This window comes from Streptomyces sp. NPDC049813, from assembly GCF_044465085.1.
GTDB lineage: Bacteria > Actinomycetota > Actinomycetes > Streptomycetales > Streptomycetaceae > Streptomyces.
The window spans coordinates 338,358-350,047 of sequence record NZ_JBITLI010000005.1 but is presented as its reverse complement, the minus strand read 5'-3'; the positions used below and the strand labels follow the sequence as shown (position 1 = coordinate 350,047).

Here is an 11,690-nt window from a genome sequence, read left to right as displayed (position 1 = left end):
GGGTCGGGGGTCACCCGAGTGCTGGGAAGAGTCTCAAGCCGCATCTGTTACAGGTGAGTTGACGGGAGCTGGCGGGAAGCTGCCCTGGCACGTTCCCGCCAGGCGGGCACGGCCATCCCGCACCGGACGCCCAGTCAGGCCGGTGACCACGTACAACTCATGACGAGTCGTCAGACCGCCGCGGTCGAATTCACCTGTCCGGCCCCGCCCCGCCCGGCCCATCCCAGCGCGCGCGCTCCCCCTCCCGCGCACACGATGCCAAGAGGGCCGCAGTCGCGGTCCGCCCACGGTCTGCGCTCTCGGGAGGATCTGCCATGACCGTCAGTCTGGAGCAGCTGGTCCGCTGCCACTTCGCCGTCGACCTGGGTGCCGCCCGCACCCGCGTCTATGTGAAGGGGGTCGGCCTCGTCGTCGACGAGCCGAGCGCGGCGGCGGTCAACACCCGCACCGGCGCCCTGATCGCGGTCGGCGAACTCGCGGAGAAGATGACCGGCCGCACCCCGGCCCACATCCGCGTCGTGCGCCCCGTCTCCGGCGGCTGCGTCGTCGACATCGACATGGCCCAGCGGATGCTGCGCCACCTGATCGGCGACAAGCTCCGGCGCACCCTGCGCCGCAAGCCCCGGCTGCGCGCGGCGGTCTGCACCCCGCACGACATGGACCCGCTGGCCCGGCGCGCCATGATCGAGACCCTGGTCGGGCTCGGCGCGCGCCGCGTCGAGTGCGTCGACACCCTCGTCGCGGCGGCCGTCGGCTGCGGCCTGCCGGTCGAACAGCCGGAAGCCAGCATGATCATCGTGAGCGGCACGGCCACCACGCAGATCGCGGTGCTCTCGATGGGTTCCATCGTGACGGCGATCCGGGTCCCGGTCGGCGGCGACGCCATCGACCACGCGGTCATCCAGCACCTGCGCCAGCAGCACGCGCTGATGCTCCCCTCGCAGACCGTACGGCCCTTGCAGGTCACCCTGAGCGGCAACGGCCTGACCACCCAGGGCCCGGACCGCACCGAGGTCCACGGCCGGGACGCGACGACGGGGCGGGCCCGTTCGGTGCACGTGGAGACGGCGGCGGTCCGCGACGCCATCCACGCCCCGCTCACCGCGGTGCTCGACGGCATCAGCAAGGTGCTGCGCGACTGCCCGCCCGACCTCGTCGCCGACCTCGCGGAGCGCGGCATCATGATGGTCGGCGGCTCGGCCCGGCTCCCCGGTCTCGACGCGATGCTGAGCGAGGCGACCGGCATGCCGGTACGGGCGGCCGAACGCCCCGACGTGTGCGCGGTGCAGGGGCTCGGCACGATGATGGAGGGCAGGATCCAACCGATGGTCCTGGACCCGTCGGCCGCGGCCCTGCGGCCCGAGGCGGAGGCCGGGGCGAAGGCGGAGGCCGGGGCCGAGGCCGGGGCGACGTCCGATGCGCCGGTCGGTATGACGGCCGGTCCGCCGGCTGGGACACCGGCCGGTCCGCAGGCCGGTCCGCCCGCCGCTCCCCCGGCCGGTCCGCCCGCCGCTCCCCCGGCCGGTCCGCCCGCCGGTCCGCCGACCGGTCCGCCCGCCGGTCCGCCCGCCGGTCCGCCGACCGGCTGACCGACACCGACACGGGCACGGGCCCCTTGTACGGGCACGAACGTCCTTGTACGGGCACGGGCGCCCGGCACCCCGTACGGGAACGGGTAGGGCGCCGGCACCAGCACCGCCACCGCCACCGCCACCGGCACTGGCACCGTTACCGGCACCGGCCGCAACCGCGTACGCAACCGCAACCGCAACCGCGTACGCAACCGCGACCCCGAACGCGATCACACAGGAGGGGGCACACCCACGATGACCGCGGCAGCGCGCGAACCCAGCGCCCCCGCCGGGCTCTCCGTCCTCCTCGACGCCGTGCTGGACGTCGGCTCGGAGCTCGAACTGCGCCCCACCCTGCAACAGCTGGTGGACAGCGCCGTCGCCCTGACCGGCGCCCGGCACGGTGTCCTCGCCGTCCTCGACCCGGGCCACGGCGGCCTCGTCGAGGCGGTCGGCACGGGCGCGGCCCCGCCCGGTCTGCCGCCCGACGAGGACCCGGACGCGGTCGTCCACGCCCCGGACACCCTGGCCGTCCCCGTCCACGTCCAGCAGACCGTCTTCGGGCGGCTGCGCCTCACCGGGAAGCCGCCCGCCGCGGGCCCCGGCGGCTTCACCGACGACGACCTGGACCTGGCGCGGATCCTCGCCACCCAGGCGGGCATCGCCATCGGCAACGCCCGGCTGTACGAGACCGCGAAGCAGCGTGAGCGCTGGATCGAGGGCGCCGCCGCGGTGACCACGGCGCTGCTCACCGGCCGCCCCGCGGACGCCCTGACGACCGTCGCGGAGCGGGCGAGGCTGCTCGCCGGAGCCGAGGCCGGGGTGGTCCTGCAGCCCACGGAGGAGGGCGGCATGGAGATCGTGGCGGCCGCCACGACGGACGACCCGGCGACCCTGCTCGGCGCGACGATCCAGCCCGGCAGCGCGGTCCTGGCCCAGCTGCTGACCGGGGAGCCCGTCTTCGTGGCCGATTCGGCGACGGACCCGCGGATGACGACCGAGGTACGCTCCCGCTTCGGCCCGAGCATGATGCTGCCGCTCCAGGCCGCCGGCCGGCTGATCGGCACGCTGGCCCTGCCCCGCGGCCCCGGCGCGCGGCCCTACACCTCCGTCGACCATCTGCTGGCCACGCAGTTCGCCACACAGGCGGCGCTCGCGCTGGTCCTGGCGGAGGCGCAGGCGGGCCGCGAGCGGCTCGCCGTCTTCGAGGACCGCGACCGGATCGCCCGCGACCTGCACGACCTGGTCGTCCAGCGGCTGTTCGCGACGGGCATGATGCTCGAATCGACGCAGCGCCGCACCCGGGCGCCGGACGTGCGGGAGACGCTGACGCACGCGGTGGACGAGCTGGAGTCGACGATCCAGGAGGTGCGCACCACGATCTTCGCCCTCCAGCAACCCCCCGCCGACGCCCCCACCACCTTCCGCGGCAAGGTCCTGCGCGAGACGGCGGGCGCCGCCGCGATCCTCGGCTTCGCCCCCTCGGTCCACTTCACCGGCCCGGTCGAGGCGGCGCTCGACGACACGACCCAGCACCGCCTCCTGACCCGGCTGCGACGCGCCCTGGCGACAGCGTCGCGCCGCACCGGGATCTCCCGCATCGACGTCACCGTCGACACCCGCGCGCCCCTGCCGGACGGCAGCACCGGGGTACGGCTGACAGTGGCGGACGACGGAACCCGGGAAGCAACGGAGGAGACGGCACCGACGACCTGGCACTCCCCGCTGTGAGACCTCACGGCCACCCCGCGCGCCGGGGCCGCTCGACGGAGCCCCGGAAGTAGTCGCGCGACCACACCCGTGACAAAGGTGTGACGCAGGAATGTTGTGGTTCGCGAAGTGGCCTGGTCATGATGGCTGGCATGTCTGAGCACGGGGGTGCGGCGGACGAGCCGCGGAACATCACCAGATCACGCCTCTCCGAAGACGCCGAGGTGAGCGACCCGCCACGTCGGCCGGGCAGCACCAGGGGCGGGGGCGAGTAGCCATGGGACTCCTCGGTGATCTCAAGGACGCGGCCAACTCCGGTCTCGGCAAGCTGGAAGACGGGATCGACGCGGGCAAGAAGCTCGTCGGCGAAGGCGTCGACTGGGGCACGAACAAGATCGGCGACGGGCTGGACTACGTCGGTGCGCACGGTGCCGCCGACGCCGTCGAGGACTGGGGCGACGACGTCGCCTCCGACCTCGGCGCCACCCCCGGCGAGCAGCAACTCGGCCAGACCGAAGAGGCAAACGAGCTCGTCCACGGCAACCCCGACAAGATCCGCGAGTCCGCCAAGCACCTGAAGGACTTCCACACCGCCTTCGACCACGTCAGTTCCGGGATGCGCAAGGTCGACTCCTCCGGCTGGGCGGGCCAGGGCGGCGACGCGTTCCGCAAGAAGTTCGACGTGCACCCGACCAAGTGGGCCCAGGCCGCCGACGCCTGCGACAAGGCCGCCGGCGCGCTGGAGGCGTACGCGGACACCGTCAAGTGGGCGCAGGGCAAGGCGAAGGACGCCGTCGAGCTCTACAAGAAGGGCACGAAGGCCTCCGAGGACGCGGTCTCCGCCTACAACAAAAAGGTCGACGCCTACAACGGCAAGATCAAGGCCAACGAGGATCCCGGCCCGAAACCCGAGCCGTTCCAGGACCCCGGCAAGGCCGACATCAAGAAGGCCCACGAGACCCTCGCCGAGGCCCGCAAGCAGCGCAACACGGCCGCCTCCGACGCCCAGGGCAAGGTCAAGGCCGCCCTCGCGCACGCCCCGGCCGAGCCCCCGCCCCTGGACCGGCTCGGCAACAACCTCGTCGACGGCTACCAGGCCGTCAACACCGAACTCACCCACGTCGTCGGCGGCGCCGTCAAAGGCACCGCGGGCCTGGTCAACTTCGCCCGCGGCCTCAACCCCACCGACCCCTACAACCTCACCCACCCGGCCGCGTACATGCAGAACGTCTCCATGACGCTCTCCGGCCTCGTCTCCACCGCCGCCCACCCCGAACGCATCGTCACCGCCGCCGTCGACGGCTTCAAGAAAGACCCCTCCGAATTCGTCGGCCGCCTCCTGCCCGAACTCATCGGGACGAAGGGCGCGGGCCTTGCGCGGAGCGGGATCCGGCTGGGAGTGCGGAGCACCGAGCGGGCGGCGATCCGCGAGGGCGAGAACGTCGCCCGCAGGACGGCGACGAAGGAACCGCACGCCCACACCGAGGAACCGCCGAAGAAGTACGAGGACGACCCCAGCGACCCCATCGACCTGGTCAGCGGCAGGATGTATCTGCCGCAGACGGATGTGACGCTCCCCGGCACGCTGCCGCTGGTCTTCAGCCGCCGTCTGGAGTCGGGGTCGCGGCTGGGCCGCTGGTTCGGCCCCTCCTGGCTCTCGACGCTCGACCAGCGCCTGGAGATCGACGCCGAAGGCGTCATCTTCGTCACCGAGGACGGACTGCTCCTCACCTATCCGCACCCCGCGCCCGGCGTCCCGACGCTCCCCGCCCACGGGCCGCGCCGCTGGCCGCTGGACCGGGTCGACGAGGGGTACACGGTCACCGACCCGCACACCGGCCGCACCTGGCACTTCGCCGACCGGACGCCGGACCGGGCCGTCCTGGAGCAGACCGACGACCGCAACGGCAACTGGATCGCCTTCGAGCACGCCCCCGACGGCACTCCGCTCGCGCTCACGTCCTCCGGCGGCTACCGCCTCACCCTCACCGTCCAGGACGAGCGGGTCACCGCCCTGTCCCTGGCAGGCGCGGCCCCCGACGGCACGGACCAGCTGATCAAGCGCTACGCCTACTCCGGGTCCGGTGACCTGACCCAGGTGATCGACTCCGCCGGCCGGCCGCTGACGTTCACCTACGACGAGCGCGGCCGCGTCACGTCCTGGACCGACAGCAACGACCGCTCGTACACCTACGCGTACGACGACAAGGACCGCTGCGTCGCCGAGGGCGGCGAAGCCGGTCACATGGCGCTGCGCGTGTCGTACGACGAGGTCGACCCGGAGACCGGCCACCGCGTCACGACGGCCACCACCGGTGAGGGGCACACCCGCCGCTACCTGATCGACGCCGCGGACCAGGTCGTCGCGGAGACCGACCCGCTGGGGCATGTCACCCGCTTCACGCGGGACCGGTTCGGGCGGGTGCTGACGCGGACGGATCCGCTGGGACGCATGACGTCGTGCGCGTACGACGAGACGGGCAACATGGTCTCGGTGACCCGCGCCGACGGCCGCGCGGTGGCGGCGGAGTACGGCTCCTTCAGCCGCCTCACCCGGATCCGTGGCACGGACGGGAACACCACCCGCCACACCTACGACGCCCGCGGCAACCGCCTCACCAGCACGAGCCCGGCGGGGCACACGACGCGCTTCACGCACGACGAGGCGGGCCGCCTCACCTCCGTCACCGACCCGCTCGGCCACGTGACGACGGTCCACTGCGACCGAGCGGGCCTGCCGGTCCGGATCACCGACCCGCTCGGCGCCGTGACCCGCTACGAGCGGGACGCGTTCGGCCGGCCGGCCACGATGACGGACCCCACGGGTCTGACCACCCGCCTGGAATGGACGACCGAGGGCAGGCTCGCCCGCCGCACCTCGCCCGACGGCGCCGTGGAGTCCTGGACGTACGACGGCGAGGGCAACTGCACCACCCACACCGACCCCGTCGGGGGCGTCACCCGCTTCGAGTACACCCACTTCGACCTCCTCACCGCGCGCACCACCCCCGACGGCGTCCGCCACGAGTTCACCCACGACGCCGAACTCCGCCTCACCCGCGTCACCAACCCCCAGGGCCTGACCTGGGACTACGCCTACGACCCGGCCGGCCGCCTCATCTCCGAGACGGACTTCGACGACCGCACCCTCGCCTACGGCTACGACTCCGCGGACCAGCTCGTCCGCCGCACGAACGCGCTCGACGAGACGACCACGTTCGAACGCGACGAACTGGGACGCCCCACCCGCAAGAACGCCGCGGGCCAGGTCACCACCTTCGCCTACGACCTCACCGACCGACTGGCCGACGCGACGGGTCCCGACGGCACCCGCCTGACCATCGTCCGCGACCAGTACGGACGGGTCCGCACCGAGACCGTCGACGACCGCACCCTCACCTACGACCACGACGAACTCGGCCGCCCCACGGGCCGCACCACCCCCACCGGCGCCCGCACCACCTGGAGCTACGACGCGGCAGGCCGCCGGACGGACCTGGTCGTCTCCGGCCGCCAGGTCGACGTCGCCTACGACGGCGCCGGCCGCGAGCTCACTCGCGCAGTGGGCGACTTCCTCACCCTCAGCAACACCTACGACCCCATGGGCCGCCTCGCCACCCAGACAGCGACGGCGGACGGCCGGAACCTGCAACGCCGGGCCTACACCTACCGCGCCGACGGCAATCTCACCGCCCTCGACGACCACCTCGGCGGCCCCCGCACCTTCACTCTGGACCCGGCAGGCCGCGTCACCGCCGTCCACGCCTCCAACTGGACCGAGAGCTACGCCTACGACGCCGCGGGCAACCAGACCACGGCCTCCTGGCCCTCCGCCCACCCCGGCCACGAAGCCACCGGCGAGCGCACCTACACCGGCACCCGCATCACCCGCGCCGGCTCCGTCCGCTACGAACACGACCCGCTCGGCCGCGTCACCCTCCGCCAGAAGACCCGCCTCTCCCGGGGACCCGACACCTGGCGCTACACATGGGGCCCGGAGGACCGCCTGACGCAGGTCACCACCCCCGACGGCACCGTCTGGCGCTACACCTACGACCCCCTCGGCCGCCGCACCTCAAAACGGCGCATGTCCCCGGACGGCACCACGGTGACCGAACTGGTCACCTTCACCTGGGACGGCACCACCCTCTGCGAACAGACCACGGTGGCACCGGAGACCCCGAACCCGGTCACGCTCACCTGGGACCACCGCGGCCTCCACCCCATCACCCAGACCGAACGCGTCACCACGGCCGACGCCCCACAGCGGGAGATCGACTCCCGCTTCTTCGCCATCGTCACCGACCTCATCGGCACCCCACGCGAACTCGTGGGAGAGGACGGCGACCTCGCCTGGCACACCCGCACCACCCTCTGGGGCACCACCACCTGGAACGCCGACGCCACCACCTACACCCCGCTCCGCTTCCCCGGCCAGTACTACGACCCCGAGACCGGGCTCCACTACAACTACTTCCGCCATTACGACCCGGAGACGGCCCGTTACCTCAGCACGGACCCGCTCGGCCTCGCTCCCGCGCCCAACGCCGCGACGTACGTCGCCACCCCGGGCACCTCGTGCGACCCGCTGGGTCTGGCCCCGGACGACTACCTTCACAACAAACCGGTCGGCCGGGACCTGGAGGGCGCGAAACGGGATGCGCTCCGGGACGCCGGAATTCCAGAGGGAACTCCCCCGCTCGAAGTCCGCACGCATGTCCCCGCCACCACTCCGGAATGGCAGGGCGGAAAGCAACTGATGGGCGACGACCACCAGCCGATCTACTACCGCGAGGAGGTGTACGAACACCCCAATGGGAATGACCTGATCGTTTACCAGGACCACTGGTTCGGCCACCAGAAACCGGGAGAGCCCGGATATCAGCCCGCGCATGTCCACGTGCGCCCGTTCGAGAACACCCGCAACGGCCAGGTCCCCGGGTGTGAGGAACACTATTACTATGACCGCTAGCCTCTCCCCCCGGAACAGCGAGGTCCTTGCTCCGCTGTACGGATCCGCCCCCCTGGACCTGAGCGCCGTCCGACTCCGGTCCGTCCACCTCGACTGGCACGGACCCAGCGTGACTCTGCGGCTGGATCTGCCCGCGCCGCCCTTGCCGCTGCCGGAGGACTGGGCAGCCGCGGGCGTCGACACGGTGCAGGGACAGCTCCAGTTCCTCGCCGTGGAGGATCTGGAGCTGGACGCCTGGGAGCCCGGCCCGCCCGTCTCCTTCGAGCTGGAAACACTCAGCGAGAGCCGGCACCGGATTCGGGTCGCGGTGTCCCAGGGCGAGAATTCCGGCTTCCTCCGCTTCAGCGGAAGTGCCGATGTACTCGTCGGCCACGTCAGCGGATTCCAGGCCGGCCCGGAAGGCTCGGACAGCGGGCCACACCAATTCCGCAGCAGACTCGACGCCAGGCTCCACAGCACTGTTCCCGACCCGAGCGAGAAGACCTTCTATGAAAACCTCTGAGGGCGCCGCCGACAGCAATCCGGACATCCCGGCACTGTGCGCGCACGACGTCCTGAGCCAAAGCGACCTCTTCTACGTTCACTTCGACGAACGAGGCCGCTCCGCCACCCTTGGGTTCTCCCGTGTGGACGGCACCGAAGGCGTCGAGTTCTTTCTGCGCTTCCCTGAGGTACGGGATGTGCGGGTGCGGGGCTGGGGCGCCCCGGGCCGCAAGGACGTCCACGTCGACAGAGCAGCTGACGGCACGGTCCAGGTGTCGGCTTCCTCCGACGGATCGTCGCTGCGGTTCCGCGCCGCCGGCGTCGTCCTGTCCCGTGAACGTGACTTCCTGGCAGCGGCGCACGGTTGAGCGACCTCCCCGCGGCGCGGCGAGCCCTGCGAGCGACCAGTCACGGGCTCGCCCCCGCGGAGGACCGGACGACGATCCCGGTCGCCCAGGGTGCCCACGGCACGAAGCCGTGCCGGCCACCACCCCCACGCCGATCGGGTGACAACAGGGCCGCCACCGTTTCCGTGACGGCCCATCAGGTTACGTACGTCCTGGTCGCATCGTTTCTGCGCCACATGACTGGTGGGGCGGGTGGGACTCGAACCCACGGCCGACGGATTATGAGTCCGCTGCTCTAACCGGCTGAGCTACCGCCCCGTTACGGCGCGCCGCGCACAAATGTGCGCGCCGTCTGCCGCAGCATAGCCGCTCATACGATCTCCTGCCTCGAATGGTCCGGCTCTGCACGACCTTGAGGACTCCGCGGGCGCGCACGCGGTTCCACCAGGCAGGGAAGAGACAGGAAAAAGCCCTCCGGAGGGTCTCCGGAGGGCTCGTCCCGCTGCTCTCCCGACTGGACTCGAACCAGTAACCTGCCGGTTAACAGCCGGCTGCTCTGCCAATTGAGCTACAGGAGACCGAGCTCCCCCGACTGGACTCGAACCAGTAACCTGCCGGTTAACAGCCGGCTGCTCTGCCAATTGAGCTACAGGGGATCGATCATTGCTTCGAACGCACCTACCTGGGTACTTGCCAGGCGGCGGGCGCTCGCTGCGACACATACATTAGCGCAAGCAGGGGGGTGCTCCGCCAATCGGTATCCCCTCAGTGATCACGACTAGCTACGGAAGGGTGGCCGTCATGCGCTACCGGCTCACATTCATCGCCGGTCTGGCCCTCGGTTACGTGCTGGGGACGCGCGCCGGGCGCGAGAGGTACGAGAAGCTGAAGAAGACCGCTCGCGAGGTCGCCCAGAACCCCGCCGTGCGCAACACCGCGGAGTCCGCGGCGCAGCAGACCAGGACCTACGCGGGCAAGGCCTTCCAGTCGGTGAGCGAGAAGGTCGAGGGCCGGGTCCCGGAGTCGGTGGCGGGCCGGGTCCGCTCGCTGCGGGAGCGCGGCGGCCCGGCCGAGAGCGACGACTGGGGCACCAGCAACACCTGACGCGGCGGGGCGCACAGGCCGCGGCGCGAGCCGCGGTGCGCGACTCTTCGGCGGTGCGGCAGACTTTCCGTCATGGGGATAGTCGCCGGGCTGGACAGTTCGCCCGATTTCACGCGCATTGTGGTCTGTGACGCCGACACCGGAGCCGTGCTGCGGCAGGGGTACGCCCCGCATCCGCTGGACCCGGTGGAGGGCGGCGGGCGGCCCTCCGACGTCGACCCCCAGGCCTGGCTGCTGTCGCTGGGCGAGGCCGCGGGCGGCGGACTCCTCGAAGGCGTCCAGGCCATCGGGGTCTCCGCGCAGCAGAACGCGCTGGTGCCGCTGGACGCCCAGGGCAACACCGTGCGCCCCGCGCTGGTCGGCGGCGACAAGCGGGCGCAGGCGGCCGCCGCGGACCTGATCGACCGGCTCGGCTCGCGCGAGGCGTGGGCCGAGGCCGTCGGGTGCGTCCCGCAGGCGGCGCAGCCCGTGGCCAAACTGCGGTGGCTGGCGCGGACCGAGCCGGAGCAGGCCCAGCGTGTCGCGGTGCTGCTCCAGGCCCACGACTGGCTGGTCTGGCAGCTCCTCGGCCGGCCCGCGCGGCGCACCACGGACCGCGGCGGGGCCTCCGGCACCGGGTACTGGTCGGCGGCCTCCGGTTCCTGGCGGCCCGATCTCGTGGAGTTGGCGCTGGGCCGGCAGGCCCTCCTGCCGGAGGTGCTCGGCCCGGGCGAGGCGGCCGGGACCACCCCGGAAGGGCTGATCATCTCGGCCGGTACCGGCGAGACCATGGCCGCCGCCTTCGGGCTCGGCGTGCGGGCCGGGGACGCGGTGGTCTCGCTCGGCGCGTCCGGGTCCGTGATGGCCGTGCACCACGAGGCGCTGGCCGACTCCGGCGGCGCCATCACCTCCCTCGCCGACGCGACCGGCCTGCACCTGCCTGTCGTCCATACGTCGAACGCCGTGCGGGCGCTGCGCGGGACGGCCGAGATGCTGGGCCTGGACGGCGGCCTGGAGGAGCTGTCCGAGCTGGCCATGAAGTCGACGCCGGGCGCCCACGGGCTCGTACTCCTGCCGTATCTGGAGGGCGAGCGGACGCCGCAGCTGCCGCACACCGCCGGGACGCTCAGCGGGCTGCGGCGGGAGTCGATGCGGCCGGAGCACCTGGCGCGGGCCGCCTTCGAGGGCATGGTCTGCGGGCTCGCGGACGCCATGGACGTGCTGCGCGGGCGCGGGGTCGAGATCCGGCGGGTCTTCCTGCTCGGGGCCGCCGCCGAGCTGCACGCCGTGCAGGCCGTGGCGCCGATGCTCTTCGGGGCGCAGGTCGTGGTGCCGCAGCCCGCCGACTACGCGGCGATCGGCGCGGCCCGGCAGGCCGCGTGGGCGCTGAGCGGGCAGTTGCCGCAGTGGCAGGGCGCGGCCGCACAGGTCTTCGAGGCGGGTGAGGAGGCACCGGTGGGGCAGGCTGTGCGCCAGCAGTACCGGGCGGTGCGGGAGCAGATCCACCCCGGGGCGTTCTCGTAG

General features: G+C 72.3%; 6 protein-coding genes, 3 tRNA genes and 1 pseudogene. 7 read left to right on the top strand and 3 right to left on the bottom strand.

Annotated features, from left to right (window positions below; genetic code table 11):
• Positions 1 to 314: 314 nt before the first annotated feature.
• The 5 genes and pseudogenes from ACIBW6_RS14215 to ACIBW6_RS14195 form a co-directional block, all read left to right on the top strand.
• A pseudogene (locus tag ACIBW6_RS14215) lies at positions 315 to 1,346 on the top strand (rod shape-determining protein); the annotation flags it as partial.
• A 480-nt stretch (positions 1,347 to 1,826) separates the two neighbouring features.
• Positions 1,827 to 3,302: a GAF domain-containing protein gene (locus tag ACIBW6_RS14210; protein WP_399059560.1), complete on the top strand. Its 1,476-nt coding sequence runs from the start codon at positions 1,827 to 1,829 to the stop codon at positions 3,300 to 3,302.
• 256 nt (positions 3,303 to 3,558) lie between these two features.
• Positions 3,559 to 8,253 (top strand): putative T7SS-secreted protein, encoded by a 4,695-nt coding sequence (locus ACIBW6_RS14205; protein WP_399059559.1) that lies wholly within the window; start codon positions 3,559 to 3,561, stop codon positions 8,251 to 8,253.
• Positions 8,174 to 8,755, top strand: coding sequence for an Imm50 family immunity protein (locus ACIBW6_RS14200; protein ID WP_399059558.1), 582 nt, complete (start codon positions 8,174 to 8,176; stop codon positions 8,753 to 8,755). Before ACIBW6_RS14205 ends, ACIBW6_RS14200 begins: the two co-directional genes overlap by 80 nt.
• A complete protein-coding gene (locus ACIBW6_RS14195) occupies positions 8,742 to 9,104 on the top strand; it encodes a hypothetical protein (RefSeq protein ID WP_399059557.1) in 363 nt (120 codons plus the stop codon). Before ACIBW6_RS14200 ends, ACIBW6_RS14195 begins: the two co-directional genes overlap by 14 nt.
• Positions 9,105 to 9,324: 220 nt before the next feature.
• Here ACIBW6_RS14195 and ACIBW6_RS14190 read toward each other — a convergent pair.
• The 3 genes from ACIBW6_RS14190 to ACIBW6_RS14180 form a co-directional block, all read right to left on the bottom strand.
• Positions 9,325 to 9,401 (bottom strand) — tRNA-Ile (locus tag ACIBW6_RS14190).
• Positions 9,402 to 9,588: 187 nt separating this feature from the next.
• Positions 9,589 to 9,661, bottom strand: a tRNA-Asn gene (locus ACIBW6_RS14185).
• A 5-nt stretch (positions 9,662 to 9,666) separates the two neighbouring features.
• A tRNA-Asn gene (locus ACIBW6_RS14180) sits at positions 9,667 to 9,739 on the bottom strand.
• A gap of 145 nt (positions 9,740 to 9,884) precedes the next feature.
• On the opposite strand from ACIBW6_RS14180, the gene ACIBW6_RS14175 reads away from it, so the two are divergent.
• A complete protein-coding gene (locus ACIBW6_RS14175; RefSeq protein WP_399059556.1) occupies positions 9,885 to 10,187 on the top strand; it encodes a YtxH domain-containing protein in 303 nt (100 codons plus the stop codon).
• A 72-nt stretch (positions 10,188 to 10,259) separates the two neighbouring features.
• Positions 10,260 to 11,690 carry an FGGY family carbohydrate kinase gene (locus ACIBW6_RS14170; RefSeq protein ID WP_399059555.1) on the top strand — a complete coding sequence of 477 codons (1,431 nt, stop codon included), beginning with the start codon at positions 10,260 to 10,262 and terminating at the stop codon, positions 11,688 to 11,690.